The sequence below is a fragment of the Sphingomonas sp. 77B genome, from assembly GCF_056497825.1.
The window spans coordinates 51,380-71,866 of sequence record NZ_JBWMBY010000003.1 but is presented as its reverse complement, the minus strand read 5'-3'; the positions used below and the strand labels follow the sequence as shown (position 1 = coordinate 71,866).

Below are 20,487 nucleotides of genomic sequence, written 5' to 3'. Positions count from 1 at the left end.
TATGACAAGAGATGATCGAAAGATGCTAAAAATACCATTATACGCTATTCGTCATAAAAAAATTGGTGGTACAGAATTTGCTATATATAATCTTATAAGGGGATTGGCAGCGGCAGGCATTAATCTTTCTATCGAATATGGCCGGGACTCCGATCTGTCGGAAGAATTTCTCGACTGGATTACATCTCAGCCCGGCATAATATCTGCAGCAACCGGTGGCTTACCTGGTCCGAAAGGCGCTCGATTTCTGGAAGAGTTGCTTTACCAGCAGCGACGAAATGATGATGGCTGGGCCTTGTTTCCCAATTATTTTCTTCCGCCATCCCTTCTTGGGCGCCGAGGGAAAAGTGCCGTCATTCTACATGACATCCAGTACAAACAATATCCCGAATTTCACTCCACCAAGAGAAGGCGCTGGCTTGATTTTTATCTTCCACGCATGCTTCAGGCCGCTGATAAGGTCATACTCATTTCGCAATCAGAGCAGGATTTGGTACGCAAATTTTTTGGCCAATCCGCAGCGGATAAATGTAGTATCGTCTATAATGCTATTGAGTTTGAAAGATTTTCAAATGAGGCGTCTTCAATAAGCCCCGCTGTCACCGATATCGCGCAAAAGGAATATATAATATCGGTCTGCCATCAATTTCCCCACAAGAATATTCCTACTATATTGAAAGCCTTTGAGAAAATTGCTTATACCAAGAAGAACATAGACCTGTGCTTGGTGGGGTCGAGTTCGCCATCCAACGCGTCATTCATCCGAAACCATGTTTCGGAGGAGGTTCGAGAGCGGATACATCTCACCGGCTTTGTCAGCGATGCCGAGCTTGGTCTGCTATACCGGAATGCAAGGCTGTTCGTCCTGCCATCGCTTTATGAAGGCTTTGGTATGCCAGCTGTTGAGGCCTTGGGACTTGGCGTTCCAACCTTGGTCAGCAACGCTTTCGCCCTGCCGGAAGTCACCATGGGCTATGCCGGTCTGATCGATGATCCGCTGGATGTCGGTGCCTGGGCCGATGCGATGAACGCGGAGCTGTCTTCCGGAAAGCGTCCTTCAGATCAGCAGATCGCGCATATTCGTGCGGCCTATAGCCCGATCAGCAGCGCGCAATCTCTTTTATCGGTTTTGCAGGAACAAAATCCATCCGGTTGATCAGGCGTGCCAGGCAACGATCATCGATCTGGTCGAGTCGGGCAAATATGCGTATGGGCGCCCTGCAAGGCTTTTCCAGTCTGACGCCAAATCTCGGATTTGGTCGCTATCAATATAGTTGAAAAGGGGCATGGCTAATGAACGTTCTTATCACCGGCGGTGCCGGGTTCATCGGGTCACGCCTGGCGCGAAAGCTGCTAGAGGCCGGCGCCACGGTCACGCTCCTCGACAATCTGAGCGAGCAGATCCACGGCGCCGACGCCGCCTACCCTGCCGACCTCGAAGGAAAGGCCTGCTGCATCGTCGGCGACGTCCGCGATCGGGATGTCATGCGCCGGGCGATCGCCGATCAGGAGGTTATTGTTCATCTCGCCGCAGAGACCGGCACCGGACAATCCATGTATCGGGTTGAGCATTATGCCGACGTGAACCTGCAAGGGACGGCGATATTGTTCGACCTGCTCGTCAATGAGCGGTCGCCGACCTTGCGAAAGATCGTCGTCGCGTCGTCGCGCGCGATCTATGGCGAAGGCCAGTATCTCTGCCCCGACCATGGCGACGTCTATCCCGAGGCGCGGACCGAAGAGGCGATGAGTGCTGGTCGCTTCGATCCGGTCTGCCCGCGTTGTGGGGGCGCGGTGACGGTCGTTCCGACCGCAGAAGCGACGCCGCATGGCCCATCCTCCTTCTACGGCCTGACCAAGCAGGTTCAGGAGCAGATGGTGCTGATGTTCGCCCAGACGCTCGGGATCGACGGCTTCGCTATGCGATACCAGAATGTTTACGGCCCGGGTCAAAGCCTCTCCAACCCGTATACGGGCATCTTGGCGGTGTTCTCCAACCTCGTCCGTCAGGGCAAGGGGCTCAATATCTTTGAGGATGGCGAGGAAAGCCGCGACTTCGTATTCATCGACGATATCGTCGATGCCACCGCAGCCGTGTGCCGTCCCGATGTCGGGGGTGTGATGGCTCTGAATGTCGGGTCGGGCAAGCGTACGTCGGTTCTCGAAGTGGCTCGCGCGGTCGTCGACTATTACAATGCCGATGTTCCCATCTCGGTAACGGGCGCCTATCGCGTCGGCGACATCCGTCACAATGTCGCGGATATCTCGCGTATTTCCTCGCTCACCGACTTTGCCCCCAAATGGGGTTTTGCCGAGGGACTGAAGGCGTTCCTCGATTGGGCGAACACGCATGAGGCCGCAGATGCGGGCTTTGATCGCTCGCTTCAGGAATTGAGCGAACGTCAGCTGCTCAAGACCGGTAAGTCGCATTGATCGTGCCGGGCGGGTTGCTCCGGCAGCCCGCCGCAGTGCAGGAGGCTCCGCTCGCACGTGTGGAGCAACAGACGGGTGGGACTGCCCCCACCCGTCTTTTTCATGCCCCGAAACCTTCCTGCCGGATCAAATGCCTGCAGAGACAGCGACCCGGTCGACCCGTCGCGGCGATGGGCCGGGGGTAGATTGCCCGGCACCACTGCGATGGCGCGCCCCCGGCTCAGGGCTTTGCCGAGCCCTTGCGACGATCCAGTTCCAGTATCGGTCGCCACGCCGGGTCGTCGAACAGGAATGGCGCAAAGAATTTCGCGCCGGCCTCTGTCAGGTGGACGCGATCGGCCGACAATATCCGCCCCTGGGCATCGAATACAGGGACCCCACCAAATCGCGCCTGCAGCGCCTTCAGCAGATCAACATAATGCTCTGCTGGCACCAAGTCACGATAGACCTGATTGGCGGCATATGTCTCGGGCATCAGGACCGCCCTGACACGTGGCCGATCAGCGGCCGGAGTGAAGATGTACGAATTCAGATTGTAGCCAAAATGCTTCGGCCCCGTGAGGACGAATGGCTTGCCCTTCAAAGGATAACGATTCAGATCGATGAAGTGACATCGATCATCCGGAAGATAGGACGCCGCCCATACCACGGCATTTGCAGAAGTTAGCAAATCTCCATGAGGCTGTGCAAAGGCATCATGGTCGCAAACGGTCACGTCATCGCGATAGATGATTTCATATCCATCGAATTTATGACTTTCGAGCATGACATTGGTCAGATCTCGTGCCGTGCTGCTGCCGACCACCAAAAGGTGCGGCTTTGCCGTCTGGAACGCGTCCTTTTTGTACCCGAATATTCTCTCGTTGTAGGCGATGTGCTTGCCATGTCCGAGCCCGATGCCGGGAACACGCTCGGGAACGCCAGCCATACGGTACGTGACCAACCCGGCCACGCCGAGGATCAACGTGCTGAGCACCGTGAACAGGAACACGCCGTTGCGAGATATGACTGATCGATCGCGAAACGGCCGTTCGACATAACGCCAGGTCATATAGGCAAGGGGAAGCGTCGCGACGCTCAACGCCAGCATCAGCATGGGTGACGGCGGTTTGACGCTCATCACCCTGGCAAAGGCGAACAAGGGCTGGTGCCAAAGATAGATGCTGTAGCTAATCAGGCCGACCCCAACCAGCACAGATGTCGACAGGATCCGATAGGCGATCGTATTCGGGGTCGCGAAAAGCAATATCAATGCTGCGCCCATGCAGGGCATTACCGCATAATAGGACGGATAAGCCAGGGCATCGCTGTAACATACAACAGACGCACAGATGGCGAACAAGCCGACCAGAGAGAATATGTTTTTCGAACGTTCGCTTAATGCGAGCCGATCAACGTAATAAGCGGCAAGCGCCCCGGCAAGCAGCTCCCACGCTCTTGTGTGTATCAGGTAAAACGACGAATTGGGAAAGCGCGGCGTCAATATGATACTGGCCGACAAGCTGAGGATGATTCCCAGCATGACCATATGAGGAAATCTTCTTGGCCAGAACCTCAGAACGACAAGAAGAATAATAGGATATATAAAGTAGAACTGCTCCTCTACACCCAAACTCCAAGTATGTAAGAGGGGCTTGAAGTCAGACCCCAAGTCCCAATAGCCGCTCGTGATTGTCAAAAGTATGTTGTTCGAGAATAGCAGCGTTGCAACGACGCTCTGTGAAAAATTATCCAGATCTTCCGGCAGCATGGTGACATACGCCACCAAAAAGCTGACCGCCATGATCAGCGCCAGTGCAGGCACGATCCTACGCGCTCGACGCTCATAGAAGCTTATTATGCTAAATTTTTCTTGAATAATGTCTGTGTATATAATTTTCGATATCAGAAACCCGCTGATAACGAAAAATATATCTACACCTACAAAGCCTCCAGAGAAAAAGGGAAGCTTGGCGTGGTTCAATATTACCGGAAGTACGGCCAATGACCGCAGACCATCTATCTCTTTTCTATACTTCATCAGTTTGGCCACTCAGGTTCAAATCGCCTTACACAGCCCTTCGAAATTTGGCAATTCCATCGGGTGCCCCCGGGGATGCTGCCCGCAACGGTCCGGTCGCTTGGGTCGCAAAGGCTTGCTCGCCTAGCTGAAGCGGCATAGGACCAAAGCCCTGCGCTGCCCTCGTCAATTCGGACACGAATAATATGCCCCGGCCACAATCATATGCCCCCCCCGGCGCAAAATTCTCTCTAGGGCTCTTCCAATTCGACACGTGGCTGTCGATCGTGCTCCTGGCGGGCGTCATGTTTCTGCCCGCAGGCTTATGCTACCTGTTCACTGGGACGAGCCATTCGGCGGGCACAACGGCCGCTGGCGTGCTGATCATCCTCGCCCTTGCCTGGCGAGCGCCGGCGATCGATGCGTTCCTGCCTCTTTTCGTTATAGTCGTTCTGCTGTCCATCCACTTGGCATTTGCGATCATGCTCACGTCGGATCAGTCCAATCGAGCAATGCTATCGCTCGGACTTTTTTCCCTGGTATTCTTTTCTTCTTACACTTTGGGAAAATGGTTCTTTCTCCGCCCCTCGCTTATTGTCGATCAGGCAACGACATTTCTACGACTTACGATGATCGTGATTGCGGTAGCCAGTATCGCGGGATTGCAGCCTCCTGGTATCAACCCTTGGGAAAAACCCGTTTTCCCATTCACCGAGCCCTCGCATTACGCTTTGATCTTCACACCCTTGCTACTCGATGCGAGCATCAAATCGAACAATTGGCGCCGGTACGCCTGGATTATGCTTGGGTTCGTACTTGCGTATTTCCTCAAAAATCTATCGCTGGCCGTCGGCGTGACGATGGTCGCGCTCGTCACCCTGCCCCTGCTGCAACTGATCCTGGCAGCGCTCGTCGCTCCGATGGTGCTGCTATCCGTCAATCTCACCTATTTCACCGATCGGCTGGACTTTGGCGACGGCATCACGAACCTGTCGACCCTCGTATATATCCAGGGCTGGGAATTGGTCGCCGACTCCATGCATCGGTCCGCCGGTTGGGGCATCGGCTTTCAACAGCTGGGCTATGGACCGATCAGAAGCACAGCCTCTAAAATCATCTTTCAGCTGACCCAGCTGGATCTCAATCTTCAGGATGGTGGTTTCGTCGCGGCCAAGCTCATCAGCGAGCTGGGCGTATTCGGCATGGCCTTGACTATCGGATTTGTGGTGATCGCCATCAAGGCCGCCCTGATCCTGCGCGGGGTTGGCCATGGCCTCATCCGTCCCCTTTCGGGGCGTGACTATGCGCTGTGCATCATTGTTGGCTATTCGATCGATATGTTCGTGCGCGGAGTCGCCTACTTCACCGCCAGCTCGATGCTGTTTCTCGCCGCTCTCATTTATTACGTCAAATTCAAGAAGGCTCACGAGGCGATAGCGTTTCAATAGCAGCGCGAAAGGCGCAGCGTTCGCAGATCAATGCGTATCTGATACCATTCCGATACGCCGTGCCCGACGTTCATGCACCACGCGCTGGGCATATTTCAGGACTGGGAGAACAGCGGACGGTGCGAATAGAATCGGCGCCGTCACCATCCAGAAAGGCATAGAACGCGCATAATGCTTCAGGGCGAGCTTGACCGTCTTGCGGCGAAGATCGGCGTTCCAGCTGCCCTCAACCCGTGACGACGTGATCATCATCCTGAGGTTCCTCGTCGCAATCCTGTCGCGTATTGCGCGGTACGTGTCACTCCTTTGTCCGAAGCACGCTTGCGCGATCTGCGCGAAGCCGGTGACATCGATCTCGATCCGGCGATAGCGGCCGGCGCTCAAAAACGAGTCATTGTCGGCACGCCACGTGACCAACCGTTCCTTCAACACCAGCCACGACGGATTTCGCCTTAACATCTGGGCAATAACGTAAACGTGGACGTAGGAATTGTAGAACTGATCGACTGGACACTCCCGTACGACGTCCTGCCAGATGCTCCGGCGAACGACCTGCGCCGAAAGATAGCATATGTAATCCACTATATTCTCGAAGACGTCTTCCGCCCCGTGCAGCACGGTCGTACAATCAAATTGGCTGAAAACATCTTCGGAAAGCCGCGTTTGCAGATCACGGCTTCGCGCGAACCGGTCCATCGACAAGCCGCATATCTCGGGATGGTCCTGAACTACCTCGATAATACGTGCGATGCTGCCAGGCTCCGGCAGATCGTCGTCCCCCATTAGCCAGCAGAACTCGCTGCTTGCCTCAGCCACGCAGGCGAGAAAGTTCCGGTCGGGCCCGATGTTGACGGGATGGCGGACATAGCGCAGCCGCGCGATGCGGGCGCGAAACCGCTCGACAACGGCCGGCGTCTCATCGGGTGATTCATTGTCGGTCACGACGACTTCGACGCGATCCGTGATATCGCCGGTCAGGTCGTCAGCAATTCTGCCCAACAAAACCTCCAGCATGGAGGCACGATTGTAGGTCGGAATGCAAATTGAAAGCACCGTATCGACCGCGGTAGATGCTGTGTCGTTCATGCTGGCGTTCCCGACATCGTCTTGAGGTGAAGAATAATATGGCGCGGCATCATCCAGGCGACGGTGCTGACATAGCCGACCGACAGCCCGACCATCAGCCCGGCGACACCAAAGAATTTTGCGCCCAGATAGGCGCAAGGCACGCTGACGAGCGCTTGGATCGGAACGATCCGGCACAGATAACCGACCTGCCCCGAGCTCATGATGATCACTCCAAACACGTCGGTCCATACACGCAATAGCCAGTAGAGGGCGAAGAGCGCGATCAGAAAGGGGGGGACGACGGGATGTTCGGATGGCGCAAGCAGAAGCGCTATGCGGTCAATGCCAAGGATCAGAAACAGCGTTCCGCCAACAACGATCGCGGCGCCCGCGGCAATGCACCGCCGGATCGACTGCCGGACCATGGCGGCGTCGCCCCTGTTCATCGCCTCCGCACTGATGGGCCAATAGGCCTGCAGGATTGAATTATACAGAACATAGATCAGCGCATAGGCCTTGCTGATAATGGCGTAGGTAAGCAGCTCATGCGGGGAAACCGTACGGGAAAGGATGATATAGTCGACGTTGAGGATAGCTGCCGACAATATCGCAAAGATTAGAAATACCCGCGCCTGCTTCTTCAGATCGAGGGGTATCGTAGCGTGGGCTGCCGATGACTCGCGGCTTCGGCCCATCCACACCAGCAGTACGATCGGAAAGAAGACCCCGGGGAAATAATAGGCCAGGATCGACCAGACCAGGAGATGATCGATCGACAACGACAGCACCACGGCCAGAAGTGCCAACCCGGCGATCGCGGCAAGCCCGGTCACAAGATGCGCGATGTAACCGCGATGCTCGGCGAACTGGACCTTCAGGATGATCGACAGGGCGCCGGTCGCTGAAAGCAGGATTCCGAAGATGGCAAAGGCGATTGTGGCCTCAACCGTTGAGATACTGGGATATCCCGCAAGAAGATAGGGGCCGGCCCATGGCGCGACAGCCGCGACCAGAACCCATATTCCCATGAGGATCACGCTGAGCCGTCGCAATACCCTGAAGACGACGGCGTGCCATTCCTCTCCGTCAACGCGGGCCTTCGAGATATGGTTCTGAATGGCGGATCCAAAGCCGAGATCGGCCAGCATGAACCAGGCCAACAGGCCACTGATAACCGCAAAGGCGCCATAGCCGTCGGCGTTCAGACGATCGGTCAGCAGGCGTATGGCGACAAACTGTGCCGCGGCCGTCGCAAACCGGGTCGACCATCCGGCACCGGTTGTCAGGATCAGCGGGACGATCTGCGCATTGCGCAGATATGACGAGATGCGCGACGTCATGAAGGATGCTTCTCTTTTTCGCTTGGGCGTCGCGACGTCATGGGGATGACGACCGCGGTTCAATCCGCCTTCATCAGCAGATCGATCATGTCCGAGACACGTCGGCGGGGCTTCCAGTTGGGCAACAGATCGACGCCGGGTTCGATCGGGTCCATGATCTCTCGCTCGCGATAAGGACGAGCGCCCAATTCCACCCTCAAGCCTGTGCGGCTTCTGTCCCGTATCAGACCGACGAGCGACTTGAGCGGCATCCGCTCGCCACTGACATAATAAGCCTGATTGGTACCGGCTTCTGCCGTATCCAGGATATCGGCCGCCTCGACAAAGGCCTGACCAATATCCTCGACATGGGTCAGGTCCAACACCTGATCGCCCGGGGAAAGCGCAAGCTCGGTTTCCTGCCGTGCCGCATCCAGCAGGATATTCAGGATCTTGCGGCGATGGTCGTCCGGGCCATAGCTGTCGAAGAGTTTCAGCGTGACGACCGACATCCCATGCATGTCGGTATAGTGCCGCAATATGTCTTCGAATGCCTGTTTGGTCGCGGCGTAGAAGTCGACCGGCCAATAGGACGACTGCCGATAATGCTGCCAGAATGTCCCGGTATTCACCAGATTGCGGACCCCGGTGACGCGCATCGCCTCGATCAACAGGGTCGGAAAGGTGACGTTGCCCAGCAACAGGCTTTCCACCTGGGCGGGGTCATGCGCCTTGACCGGCGCAGACGCGAGATGAAGAACGCAATGCGGCGACACGCTTTCCAGAATCGCACGCAATCCGTCAAAGCCGCCGTCATGATCATGACGGGTAACGTGGCCGTCAATCGATGGATGAATCACACTGGTCTTGCGGGTCAGGAGGTGAACCTCCCAACCCGCTGCAAGGCATGCCAGCGCGACATACCGACCGATATAGCCTGTTCCCCCGGTGAGAAGAGCGATCATGGCCGCGCCGTCAGTCAATGGATCAGAAGTTCAAGCCAAAGAATTCTTCGAGCTTGTCACCGACATAATCGAAATGCTCTTGCCCCAACGCAGGGAAAAGACCCAGCCAGAAGGTGTTGTTCATGACCTGATCGGTACGCGTCAAATCGCCGACGACGCGATAGTTGACGTGCTGGAAATAAGGCTGACGCGTCAGATTGCCGGCAAACAGCAGGCGTGTCCCGATCTTGTTTTGGTCCAGGAAGCGGGTGACGTCGACGCGCTTGGCATCCACACCGTCACGCAGCATCAGCGGATAGCCGAACCAGGACGGGTCGGAATTGGGGGTAGCTTCCGGGAGAATGAAGATTTCTTCCAGGCTCTTCAACCGCTCGGTCAGAAGCGAGAAGTTGCGGCGACGCGCCTCTACAAAACCTTCCGCACGATCGAGCTGGGCAAGACCGCAGGCGGCCTGCATATCGGTGATCTTCAGGTTGTAGCCGAGATGCGAATAGACATATTTGTGGTCGTAGCCAAACGGCAGCGTGCCGTGCTGCTGACCAAAGCGCGATCCGCAGGTGTTGTCGCAACCGGGTGCACAGTAACAGTCACGGCCCCAGTCCCGAATGCTCTCGATGATCGGGCGCAGTTCGAGGGACTGGGTGAAGACGGCTCCGCCCTCGCCCATCGTGATGTGATGCGCCGGATAGAAGCTGACGGTGGCGACATCGCCCCACAGCCCGACCTTCTTCCCGTCATAGGTGGCGCCCAGCGCATCGCAGCAATCCTCGACCAGCCACAGGTCGTGCTCGTCGCAGATGCGGCGCACTTCGGCGAGGTTGAACGGATTTCCGAGCGTATGGGCGATCATGATTGCGCCCGTCTTTTCGGTGATCGCCGCCTCGATCAGGCTCGCATCGATGTTGTAGGTGGGAACATCGACGTCGACAAAGACCGGGACCAGACCGTGCTGGATCGACGGATTGACCGTTGTCGGGAATCCGGCCGCAACGGTGATGACTTCGTCCCCTGGCTTCAGTCGGCGGTCCCCCAGCTTGTGGCTGGTCAGGCACGACAGGGCGAGCAGGTTGGCAGAAGATCCCGAAGTCGTGGTCAGGACATAGGGCGCGCCAAGCAGCTTGGCCAGGCCCGCCTCGAACTCGGTGTTGAAACGCCCCGTCGTCAGCCAACCATCGAGCGATGCCTCGACCATCAGTTCGATCTCGGGCGCCCCGATGACCTTGCCAGCGGGAGGAATGACGGTTTCGCCCGGTACGAACGGCTTGGGCGCGAACTGAGCTTCGGCATATTGGCCGACAAGCTGGCGGATTTGCTTGCGGAGATCGTCAGCGGTCATGGAAAAAGATCCTATGGGTAATGGTTAGCCGGCGCGTGCGAAGCGCTGCAACTCGGAAAGGCAATAATCGTGCATGTCGTCGCCGGATAGCCAGGCGCAGTGCCAGCCGACAATTCGGTCGAGCGCTTCGGCCAGAGACCAGCGCGGCTGCCAGCCAAGCCCCTCACGGGCCTTGGAGATATCAAGTTTCAAGTAGCGGGCTTCGTGCGGCTGAACACTCTTATCATGGGCCCAGTCAGCCCCCTCGCCCCACAGCTCGCACATTTTCTCGACGATCCACTGCACCGGCTGGGCATCGTCGTCTCGCGGGCCGAAATTCCAGGCCTGCGCCGCGGTATCCGGATCGTTCCACAGCGCCTGACAGAGGACGAGATAGCCGCCCACCGGCTCCAGGACATGCTGCCAGGGTCGGATCGCCAACGGATTGCGGATCGTTACCGGCTCCCCCTTGGCAACAGCCCGGAGGATATCGGGAATTAGCCGATCGGTCGCCCAATCGCCCCCGCCGATGACATTACCCGCCCGCCCCGAGGCAAGCGCGGTCCTGCCTTGGGCAAAGAAGGACCGGCGATAGGCCGATACGACGAGTTCGGCGCATCCCTTGGAATTGCTGTAGGGGTCATAGCCGCCCATTGCCTCGTCTTCGCGATAGCCCCAGACCCATTCGCGGTTTTCGTAGCATTTGTCGGTCGTGACGACACAAACTGCGCGAACGCCCGCGGCCTTTCGCACAGCTTCAAGCAGATGGACCGTCCCCATGACGTTCGTGGCATAGGTGCCCACCGGATCGTCATAGGATGCACGCACCAGCGGCTGGGCGGCCATGTGTATGACCACCTCGGGATCGGCATCGACCAAAGCCTGCTCGAGCAATGCGGCATCGCGAATGTCGCCGATGATCGACGTCATACCGTCCGCCACCCGCGCGACGTCGAACAAAGCGGGCTCGGTGGGCGGTGTCAGTGCAAAGCCCGTGACATGGGCTCCCATCTGCTGCAACCAAAGCGCCATCCAGCCACCTTTGAAGCCGGTATGCCCGGTCAAGAACACGCGCTTACCCGCCCAGAAGGCGGGGTCTACGGCGCCGCGCTGCCCGCTTACCATACCCGCCATGGCGCCTTACCGCTGCTCCAAAGCTCTTCCAGATGCTGCTTGTCGCGCAAGGTGTCCATCGGCTGCCAGAAGCCATGATGCTCATACGCCATCAGTTCACCGTCCATCGCCAGATTGCGCAGCGGCTCCTGTTCCCAGATCGTCGCGTCCTCTGCGATGTAGTCGATGACCTTCGGGCTCATGACGAAATAGCCGCCGTTGATCATGCCTCCGTCGCCCTTTGGCTTTTCCAGGAAATGGGTGATCCGGCCGTCTTCGATCTCCAGCGCGCCGAAACGCCCCGGTGGATAGGTCGCCGTCATGGTTGCCAGCTTGCCGTGACTCTTGTGAAATTCGATCGACTTCGTGATATCGATGTCACCGACACCGTCGCCGTACGTGAAGAAAAAGAATTCCTCGTCCTTCACATAGTCGGCAACCCGCTTCAGGCGCCCCCCGGTCATGCTTTCATCACCGGTGTCGACCAACGTAACCTTCCAAGGCTCGGCACGACGCTCGTGAACGATCATCTCGTTGCCACGCATATCGAACGTCACATCGGACATGTGCAGGAAGTAATTGGCAAAATACTCCTTGATTACATAGCCCTTGTAACCGCAGCATATGACAAAGTCGTTGACGCCATGTGCTGCATAGATCTTCAGGATATGCCACAGAATGGGACGACCACCGATTTCGATCATCGGTTTCGGTCGCAGACTGGTCTCCTCAGCAAAGCGGGTGCCGAGACCTCCGGCCAGAATGACTGCCTTCATTGATGAAACCTCAGTTCGAGCTGACGAATGCGTCGGAAAAGAACAACTTTGACGGTAATTTCATAGTTTGAAAAAGATTACGTGACGAGTTGATCATCGCGCTGGAACCGCAAGCATAGACTACTGTATCTGCCGGGTCGAAACCATCGGCGATCGCTGCTTCGTGGACATAGCCCCGCTTCCCGTTCCAATTCTCACCGCGCCCGGATAGCAGATGATGGAAGCCGATATCCAATCCCAGAAGGACCGGGTCCCAGCAGAAATTCTCTGCTTCCCGATTGCCCCAGAAGACACGGATACGATGCTTGGCGGCGCGTACGGGATCGAGCGCGATCTCCTCCAGCAACGCCTTGACAGGCGCAATACCGGTGCCGGTTGCCAGGAAGAGAATATTGGTTGGTGCCGCCTCGCGCAGGAAGAACGTCCCGAAAGGCCCCTCGATACGCAGAAGGTCGTTGGGCTTGGCCCGTTCGAACCAGTAGGCGCTCAGGTGGCCGCCTGCATAGCGCTTGATCAGCAATTCCAGCAGGCCGTCGGCCCGCGGCGCATTGGCCAGCGAATAGCTTCGCCGGACGCCATCGGCGAGAACGTCGATATACTGGCCTGCGACAAAATTCATCGGCGACGTCGGCGGGGTCTTCAGCACCACGCGAACGATATCGGTGGCAAGCCTTTCGATCGTCACGATGCGGGCCGGCATGGTCTTGATGTCGATCCCGGCCAACCGATCGAGCGGTTCGATATCAAGCGCGACATCGTTGATCGCGCCCCGGCAACAGGTCAGGATCATGCCCTGCGCGGCTTCTTCCAGGGTCAGGCTCTCGGCCTCCGGCTTCAAGACGGTCGTCTCCCCCGACAGCAGTTGCGCCTTGCAGATCCCACAACGGCCGGTGCGGCAGCTATATTCCAGGGTAACGCCCGCCATACGCGCAGCATCAAGGATCGACCTGTCAGGCGCTGCCTCGAAAGTCCGGTTTGATCGTAATGCGACGACGGGCATGTCGGGAACGTTTATCCTGGTGCAGCGAGGGTTTCACGGCGCATAAGCGCAATCGCAGCGGTAATCACCCGTTTTTTACGTTGCATATTCGCGGCTCCCGCTACAACGAAACCACGACGCCGACGATAAGACCTTAATCGCCGAATGACCGACCTGCCCGGATCGGCATCGGGATTTGAAATCCGGATCGTTATCGTCGAACCAACGATCATCTTGTTGCCGCATATCCGGTCATGCGCAACATTTCAAAACGGTATTGGTGCACACGATGGACACCCTTCTGATTTCGACGAACTTCTTTGGCTATCCACAAGAAATCGTCAAGGCATTAGCTGCGAGAGGGCGTTCGGCATTATGGCATGATGACCGGCCGGCCACAGATACCTTGACCAAGGCATTGGTCCGTCTTTCTCCCAAGGCTATCCAGCATAAGAGCGATCAGTATTTCGAACGCATATTTGCCGATGCCTCTCGACATGACATTCGTGACATTCTTGTCATCAAGGGTGAAGCTCTATCGCTTAAGATGATTGCCCGGATGCGGCAGATATTTCCCAATGCCCGGCTGACCCTGTATTTTTGGGATAGCTATCGCAATATGCCGAAAGGATCGGAAAAGAAGGTCGATTTTTTCGACCGTGCATTCAGTTTCGATCTTAACGATGTTCAAATCGACAAGCGCCTTACGTATCGGCCGTTGTTCTTCATCGAAAAATACGCCGACGTTCAGCATGTCGAACAGGATATCGATCTCCTGTTCGTCGGCACAGCCCACAGCGACCGGATCGCCGTGCTCGACAGGATCGCCCGCGCCGTCCCGGCGGGATATGATTTCAAGAAGATCCTGTATGTTCGCAGCGCGCTGCTGCACCGCCTACAGACGATCAGCAGCGCGACCTATCGTCGCGTAGACCCCAAGGATTTCGTCTTCACGCCAATCCCCAAGATCGAGATGCAGGAACTGATCGGGCGGGCTAAGGTGGTTGTCGATATCGAACGCGATGTTCAGACGGGCTTCACGATGCGCACCATCGAAATGCTCGGGGCATCGCGCAAATTGCTCACGACCAATCCGTCAATCGTAAAGGCCGATTTCTACGATTCCCAGAACCAGAGCTGCCTCGATCGCGAAGCACCATCCATTGATCCGGCGTTTCTCGATACCCCATGGCGGGCCCAGGATCCCGATTTGCTGAAGCGCTACAGCCTGTCGGGTTGGCTCGATGACGTGCTGGGCTGAGGCCGCCGGCGGCCCGGCTCTTTAACGAGCGATGCTCAGATTATCGAGCCAAATACTCGTATCGACGGCAGGAGCGGTGACGATCATGACCGATTGAACGGTACAGGCCGTCGACGGGATTTCGAATGCGAAAGAAAAGGGGCCGCCCTGATCCGGTGAGGGCGGCAAGGTGAATTTCGCAAATCGCTCCCCATCCCCACAGGTCAGTTCCACCGAGGGCCGGGCCGTGATATCCGCCGCGACACCACCGGATACGCCCTTCAGGACATACCGGCCCGGCCGCAAACCGATGAATTGTTGAGCCACGAGACCGGATGCGCCAGCACCGGCTTCGACCCGCAATCCCAGCGTGCCATTGGGAACCACGTCACGATAGGCACGAATGCTGCCATCGTCCTTCAGCCACCAAGCGAAGGGCAGGATATTATCCGAGACTTCGAAATTTCCGTTCTGCAACGACCGTACCGATCCTGGGGCATGTTCCAGTCGGTTGGCCGCGACAGTTGCTTCCGCGCCAGCGCCGAGCGCGATCATCCGGCGCAATGTCCGCTCTGCCAGATAGCGCTCATCGCTCCTGCGCAGATCGGGTGACGTCGCACGAAGCACCGACGCCATGACATTGGCATCGGTACCACTTAGTGCCAGCTTGTTCAGGTAATCCTTCCACCAAAGCGGCCGCTGCTTCACCACCGGCAACAGAGCTTGTAGAATCCCTGGTTCGGATGATGCCTTGACGAGCACAGGAAGAAGCGAGGTACGGGCGTCTACGGAAACACGCATCGCGCGATCATAATGCCGGATGGCACCTTCGACGTCGCCACGCCCGACAGCATCCTCGACCAACCAGATCTGGCTCAGCGTGTTGCGGCGGGATGCCGCCTCGGACAGCAGGAATAGCTTGCGGGCCTGTGCCTCGTTGCCGCTATATTCCTCGATCACAGCCAAGGCGCTCAACGCCTGCGTGTCGATCGGATCCCGCACAATGGCACGCCGCAAGCTGGCGCTCTGCCGACCGACCGTCTCCTTGGTAACGTTTGGATCAGACGTGACCAGGGTGGCCTCGACGACCTGGGGCGTCACACCAAAGGGCCAGACGGCTCGCGCAAGCGGGTTGGCCGATCGCGGAAAGGCCAGGTCGAGGGTGATACCGACCGCGATCCATAAGGCGAGCAGACCGCCCGTCAGGATAATGGCCACACGACCTAGGCTCGATGATTTTTCCACGATGGGCAGCCTCGCTATCAGCGCGGCTGCTCTGATGAGGCCGCGTCGCCATACCCATAGCCATAGCCATAGTCATAGCCATAGCCGCTAAAGGCCCGCTTGGAGTCGAACTTCGTCACGATCGCCCCAAAGATCGTCGTATCGGCACTCCGCAGACGCGAAATCGCCGTTCGTGCACTGGCCTTGTTGGTGCCATGGGCTTCGATCACGAAGCAGACGCCCTCCAACTGGCTGGCAATCAATGGCGCATCGGCAAAGCCCATGACCGGCGGGGCGTCGATGATGATGTGATCGAATTGCTCGAGAAGCCTCGTCATCACCGTATTCAGTCGGCGTCCCGACAGAAGTTCGGCCGCGCTGGGCGGGGTTGGCCCTGCCGCAATCATCCAGAGGTTTTCGATCGGCGTGTCCTGCACGGCCTGGCTCGGTTCGACCGAACCGGACAAGACGTTGCTCAATCCGGTCGTGCCGGCTCGATCCAGCATGAAGTGAACACTGGGAGATCGCATGTCGCCATCTATCAGGAGAACCTTGCGCCCCTGCACGGCAAGGGTCTTGGCCAGACCCAGCGATGTCAGCGACTTGCCCTCGTTGGCCCGCGAGCTGGTGATGACAAGCGTTCGCGGGAAACCCTCGGCAGTCGACAGCGCCAAGGAGGTCTGCACCGAGAAATACGCCTCGCTGAGCATCGATTTGACATCGAGCAATGCAGGAAGCGGCTCTTCCTCGACCTTGGGTACGACGCCGATCAACGCCACGTGCAGAAGCTCGATAACCTCGGCCGGATCGGAGATCGAGTCTTCGAGCTGCTCCAGCGCGAAGGCGAGCGATATGCCGACCAGCAGGCCGCCCATCAGCGCAAAGGCAAGATTGAGCAAAAGGCGCGGGCTCGAAGGCTTGTCGGGCAGGCTGCCGGGATCGACCACGGCAATGTTGTTGACGCCCACACCGCCGGCCACGCCGATCTCTTTGTAACGCTGCAGAAGGGCATCATAAAGCTGGCGATTGGTATCCACCTCGCGCATCAGGATGTTATACTGCGTGCTGCGACGACGAAGATCGAAGAGGCTGAGCTTCAGGTCGTTGACGCGCTTGGACAGCGCTGCCTCTCGCTGTTCTGCGGCCTGAAAGCTCTGCTGCAGTGTCGAGCGAACACGCCCTTCCTCACGCGCGATGGATTGGTCGAGCGTCGTGATCTGGGCCTTTAACGCCTGAGCGGGCGGGTAATTTGGCTCGAAGCGCTGCAGGAGATCCGCATATTGCGATGACAGCTCTGCACGCTTCGAACGCATCTGGGATATGCCCGTGTTGCCAAGCGCTTCCTGAACGTCCCCGCCGCGTGCGCCAAGGCGACTTTGCGCCTCGATACGCTCGGCCGTCGCGGTTGCCAGTTCCTTGTTCAGCGCCACGAGATCCTCAGCGACGAGCGACCGCTCAGGCTGCGTCGTCGAACCAGGCGTCGAGGCCGACTCGCTGGGAAGATTGACGATTCCCTGCTGCGCTGCATAGTCGACCAGCTGCCGTTCGGCTTGGTCGATGCGGGTCCGCAACTGGCCCAGGCGGCTCTCGAGGAACTTACGGGCATAGGATGTCGCTGCGTAGCGCCGATCGAGGGTCGCCTGAATGAAGCGCGCGCTCCATGCATCGACGATCTTCTTGGAAAAGTTCCGGTCCGGGCTCGTAAAGCTGATCGTCGCCAGTCGCGAGAGGCGTTCGATCGTGACCGTTACATTGTCCAGCAGGATCTTACTGGCCTCGGCCACGCGTTCCTCACGTGTGGACGCCCCGACGATCAAACGACCATCGTTGAACCAGTTCTTGGCCTTGCGCGACCCGAACATCTCGAAGAAGTTCGCGTCGTCCTGAAGCCGGTTGCTTGTCGCCACATTATTCGCCAGCTCGACCGAACGCAGAAGACCGGCCTGCGTCTCGTAGAATTCGGGATCGATCGCGTCCGACGTACGCGAGTTCACGCCGTCCACATTCGTGAAATTGCGCGTTTCACGCTGAATTTCGACAACCGTCGTCGAGGTATATTGCGGCGTGGTCAGCAGCGTGACGATAAGCCCCAACAGCAGCGCACCCACGATCGAACCGACCAGAAGCCATTTGCGCTTCTTCATGATCGCCAGGATTTGCGCCAGCGACAAGTTGAAGCGAGAGCCCCCATCGGCAGGAGCACTATCGACGTGGCGCGTCAGGGCGCCGGTCTGTTCATATTGCATGATCTCTGCCTGACTTTGGCTGGCGACTATCGGCTGATCAGGAAAATCAGCGGCGTGGTAATGAGCGGAGCAGCCGTGACCAGATCGCGGAACAGGCGACGCGCCTGGTTGTCGCCGACATAAATCACGTCGCTGGAGAATATCTCGGGGTCGTCGTACACGCCGTTACGGATCGCGCGCAGGTCATAGAGGGCAGCGTAGCGCTTGCCGTCGACACTGCGGAACACGACGACATAGTTCTCCCGTGCAAATTCACTGGTTCCCGACGCCCGGGCGATTGCCCGCATCAGCGACATCCGTCCGACCAGCGGGTAAATGCCCGGCGTCGTGACCGACCCGTCGACGGTGAATACCTGACTTGCCGCCGTGACGATGTTGACCGTCACCTGTGGGTTGCGAACATAGGATCGGCGGAGCTTCGTCACGATCTCGGCGGTCAGCTCGTCTGCGGTCATACCGGACGCCTTGATCGATCCGACAAGCGGCAGAGCGATCTGCCCGGTCAGGTCGACCGTTACATTCTTGCTCAGCTCGTCAATGCCAAAAACGTCGACCGTCAGCTGATCAGATGGTCCGATGACATAAGGCCGCGACGGAATGACAAGATCCTGCCGAACCGGCTCGGGTAGAGGCTTGTTGTCGAAAACCGTTAGGTCTGGCCGCCCCTCGAAACGCGACGAGGAACATGCGGAGGCTGCCAGCGCAACCGTAAGCACGCCGTAGGAAAACAGTCTGTTATTCATTGAGACCTTGCCAGATGCGGACCCTATCGGGCGCTCCCGAATTAGCCCCGCTATGGACAAGTTGCAACCCTCGCCAGCAGCCATGTGAATTTGTGCCGGACCACCGACCGGCATTCAGTTTCTATTTGGCCTCGCAAGAGCCTATCGGCTATGGCTTGCCTCCAACCATGGTACTGCGCTCCGTCGTCACAAAGCGCCTGTCGCCAATCGTCCTGCTCCGATATCGCGCAACATGAGAGATCAAAGCATTACAATGATGACCTCGAAGCATAGCATTCGGATGCGATTGCTGGCCCTGCTAGCCATGCTTGATCTGACCATGATATGTGTAGGCGTCGGAACGATGTCGTGGATCTATCTTGGCCAGATCATTCACGAACGCCTGCTGACGTTCCTGCCGTTGATCGTGCCGATCTACTATTTGGCTGCGGTACGCCAGCAAACCTATCGCCCTGCCGTCGTCATCGTCGCTTCGCGTAGTACCCGGAGGGCTTGCCTCTCGCTGCTGACGGCCTTTCTGATCGTCATCAGCATCACCTTTATTGTCAAGTCGTCGGACTCCTTGTCGCGCGCGATCGCGATCGGCGGGACTCTGGCGAGTTGCGTATTGCTGATTATCGGCCGCTCGATCTTTGCGAAATACGCCTACGCCGCGCTGGACGGCAGTCCGGAAAGCGAGGTCGTACTCATCGACGATTTCGCGCCCCCGCCGGGCTGCACGGCCTATAAGATCGACCTGACGGCGCTGAATATAACGCCCGATATCGCCGATCCTGCGATGCTGGATCGCCTGGGCAGCCTCGTTCATGGGGCCGACCGTGTCATCATGGCCTGCCAGCCAGACCGTCGTGCGGACTGGTCGCTCGCACTGAAGGGGGCAGGCGTCAACGTCGAGGTGCTGACACCCGAGCTCGACGCAATCGGAGCCATCAATACGACCCGCTATTACGACGTTGCCACCACCCTCATCGCCTCAGGGCAGCTGAACGCCGTCGACCGTGCGATAAAGCGACTGTTCGACCTGTTGTTAGCCGTGCCGGCGATCGTCGTTCTGTCGCCGATCATGATCTTTGTTGCGATCGCGATCAAACTGGATTCCCCTGGCCCTGTCCTGTTCATTCAACCGCGTATCGGCAAGGGCAACCGCATGTTCAGAATGTACAAGTTCCGCAGCATGCGCAGCGACTTGCTGGATCACAATGCCAGCAAGCTGACCACGCGCAACGACGTACGTGTCACGCGTGTCGGAAACTTTATTCGAAAGACCAGCATCGACGAATTGCCGCAGCTTCTGAATGTGCTGAGAGGCGATATGAGCGTCGTCGGACCACGGCCTCATGCGACCGGGGCGTTGGCCGGGACCGCCCTCTATTGGGAAGTAACATCCCATTATTGGAGCCGACACGCCGTCAAGCCAGGACTGACGGGTCTCGCTCAGGTCAGCGGATTTCGCGGCAATACCGAAACGAGCGACGATCTCATCAATCGCCTGCAGGCCGACCTTGCCTATCTCGAAGCTTGGTCGATATGGCGTGACCTGATGCTCGTTCTGAAGACTTTTCAGGTCCTTACGCACAAGAATGCATTCTAAGCAGGGGGCGTGGCGACATGCTCGCACG

16 protein-coding genes are annotated in these 20,487 nt (G+C 57.8%); 5 read left to right on the top strand and 11 right to left on the bottom strand.

Annotation, left to right across the window (positions count from 1 at the left end):
• Position 1: 1 nt before the first annotated feature.
• The gene (locus AC1GI4_RS18875; protein WP_479630591.1) at positions 2-1,156 is read left to right on the top strand and encodes a glycosyltransferase family 4 protein; all 1,155 of its coding nucleotides are present in this window, start codon (positions 2-4) and stop codon (positions 1,154-1,156) included.
• Between the two features lie 137 nt (positions 1,157-1,293).
• Positions 1,294-2,433 (top strand): NAD-dependent epimerase/dehydratase family protein, encoded by a 1,140-nt coding sequence (locus AC1GI4_RS18870; RefSeq protein WP_479630590.1) that lies wholly within the window; start codon positions 1,294-1,296, stop codon positions 2,431-2,433.
• 220 nt (positions 2,434-2,653) lie between these two features.
• Here the strand turns inward: AC1GI4_RS18870 and AC1GI4_RS18865 are convergent, their stop codons facing one another.
• Positions 2,654-4,465, bottom strand: coding sequence for an acyltransferase family protein (locus tag AC1GI4_RS18865; protein WP_479630589.1), 1,812 nt, complete (start codon positions 4,463-4,465; stop codon positions 2,654-2,656).
• Positions 4,466-4,737: 272 nt separating this feature from the next.
• Between AC1GI4_RS18865 and AC1GI4_RS18860 the strand changes: the two genes are divergently transcribed.
• Positions 4,738-5,880 (top strand): hypothetical protein, encoded by a 1,143-nt coding sequence (locus AC1GI4_RS18860; RefSeq protein ID WP_479630588.1) that lies wholly within the window; start codon positions 4,738-4,740, stop codon positions 5,878-5,880.
• A gap of 27 nt (positions 5,881-5,907) precedes the next feature.
• On the opposite strand, the gene AC1GI4_RS18855 is transcribed toward AC1GI4_RS18860, so the two are convergent.
• Genes AC1GI4_RS18855 through AC1GI4_RS18825 form a run of 7 tightly spaced genes read right to left on the bottom strand, consistent with a single transcriptional unit; the run spans position 5,908 to position 13,436 of the window.
• The gene (locus AC1GI4_RS18855) at positions 5,908-6,966 is read right to left on the bottom strand and encodes a glycosyltransferase family 2 protein (protein ID WP_479630587.1); all 1,059 of its coding nucleotides are present in this window, start codon (positions 6,964-6,966) and stop codon (positions 5,908-5,910) included.
• The gene (locus AC1GI4_RS18850) at positions 6,963-8,288 is read right to left on the bottom strand and encodes a lipopolysaccharide biosynthesis protein (protein ID WP_479630586.1); all 1,326 of its coding nucleotides are present in this window, start codon (positions 8,286-8,288) and stop codon (positions 6,963-6,965) included. The genes AC1GI4_RS18855 and AC1GI4_RS18850 overlap by 4 nt, the downstream gene beginning before the upstream one ends.
• A gap of 59 nt (positions 8,289-8,347) precedes the next feature.
• A complete protein-coding gene (locus AC1GI4_RS18845) occupies positions 8,348-9,232 on the bottom strand; it encodes an NAD-dependent epimerase/dehydratase family protein (RefSeq protein WP_479630585.1) in 885 nt (294 codons plus the stop codon).
• A 22-nt stretch (positions 9,233-9,254) separates the two neighbouring features.
• Complete coding sequence (rfbH, locus tag AC1GI4_RS18840) at positions 9,255-10,568, bottom strand: lipopolysaccharide biosynthesis protein RfbH (protein WP_479630584.1); 1,314 nt, start codon at positions 10,566-10,568, stop codon at positions 9,255-9,257.
• A 24-nt stretch (positions 10,569-10,592) separates the two neighbouring features.
• Entirely contained in the window at positions 10,593-11,681 is a 1,089-nt protein-coding gene (gene rfbG, locus AC1GI4_RS18835) for a CDP-glucose 4,6-dehydratase (protein ID WP_479630583.1), read from the bottom strand.
• Complete coding sequence (gene rfbF / locus AC1GI4_RS18830; protein ID WP_479630582.1) at positions 11,666-12,436, bottom strand: glucose-1-phosphate cytidylyltransferase; 771 nt, start codon at positions 12,434-12,436, stop codon at positions 11,666-11,668. Before rfbF ends, rfbG begins: the two co-directional genes overlap by 16 nt.
• Before the next feature lie 10 nt (positions 12,437-12,446).
• Positions 12,447-13,436: an FAD-binding oxidoreductase gene (locus tag AC1GI4_RS18825; RefSeq protein WP_479630581.1), complete on the bottom strand. Its 990-nt coding sequence runs from the start codon at positions 13,434-13,436 to the stop codon at positions 12,447-12,449.
• Between the two features lie 268 nt (positions 13,437-13,704).
• Between AC1GI4_RS18825 and AC1GI4_RS18820 the strand changes: the two genes are divergently transcribed.
• Positions 13,705-14,676: a WaaS/CpsH family glycosyltransferase gene (locus tag AC1GI4_RS18820; protein WP_479630580.1), complete on the top strand. Its 972-nt coding sequence runs from the start codon at positions 13,705-13,707 to the stop codon at positions 14,674-14,676.
• Positions 14,677-14,697: 21 nt separating this feature from the next.
• On the opposite strand, the gene AC1GI4_RS18815 is transcribed toward AC1GI4_RS18820, so the two are convergent.
• From AC1GI4_RS18815 to AC1GI4_RS18805, 3 genes are read right to left on the bottom strand one after another with little or no spacing between them, the layout of a single operon-like run.
• Positions 14,698-15,873, bottom strand: a complete 1,176-nt coding sequence (locus tag AC1GI4_RS18815) for a hypothetical protein (RefSeq protein ID WP_479630579.1) — start codon at positions 15,871-15,873, stop codon at positions 14,698-14,700.
• Positions 15,874-15,917: 44 nt separating this feature from the next.
• Positions 15,918-18,125: a GumC family protein gene (locus tag AC1GI4_RS18810; protein WP_479630578.1), complete on the bottom strand. Its 2,208-nt coding sequence runs from the start codon at positions 18,123-18,125 to the stop codon at positions 15,918-15,920.
• A gap of 26 nt (positions 18,126-18,151) precedes the next feature.
• Entirely contained in the window at positions 18,152-18,868 is a 717-nt protein-coding gene (locus tag AC1GI4_RS18805; protein ID WP_479630577.1) for a polysaccharide biosynthesis/export family protein, read from the bottom strand.
• Between the two features lie 304 nt (positions 18,869-19,172).
• On the opposite strand from AC1GI4_RS18805, the gene AC1GI4_RS18800 reads away from it, so the two are divergent.
• On the top strand, positions 19,173-20,459 hold the full coding sequence (locus AC1GI4_RS18800) for a sugar transferase (protein ID WP_479630576.1): 1,287 nt from the start codon (positions 19,173-19,175) through the stop codon (positions 20,457-20,459).
• Positions 20,460-20,487 lie beyond the last annotated feature (28 nt).